The sequence below is a fragment of the Tamlana crocina genome (assembly GCF_012037625.1).
Window position 1 is genome coordinate 1 of the sequence record NZ_JAAVJS010000831.1, and the last position, 287, is coordinate 287.

The window sequence follows — 287 nt, forward strand, 5'->3', positions numbered from 1 at the left end:
GGGAGTAGCTTCCAGCCAGTTAGGAACAATATCTTCTGTAGCTTTCATCATTTTGGTGGCCAGCTGATTCAAGATCTGTCCCTTGTATGGAATCCCTTTGGGCAATACCACATCAAAAGCTGAAAGCCTATCGGTCACGATCATGACCAGACGGTCATCTTCTAAAGTGTACACATCGCGAACTTTCCCTTTGTAAACCTGTTTTTGTTTCGGAAAGCTAAAGTTGGTAGCGGTAATGGTATTCATTGTAATAATTTGTTATAAAAGAAAACCCCACATTTGCGGGG

Annotated in this window: 1 protein-coding gene; it reads right to left on the bottom strand. The window is 42.2% G+C overall.

Features of this window, described 5'->3' with window-relative positions; translation table 11 throughout:
- Positions 1–246 (bottom strand): phosphoribosylaminoimidazolesuccinocarboxamide synthase (locus HC176_RS19165; protein WP_280818736.1); only part of this gene is annotated, 246 nt, incomplete at its 3' end.
- Between the last annotated feature and the right edge of the window lie 41 nt (positions 247–287).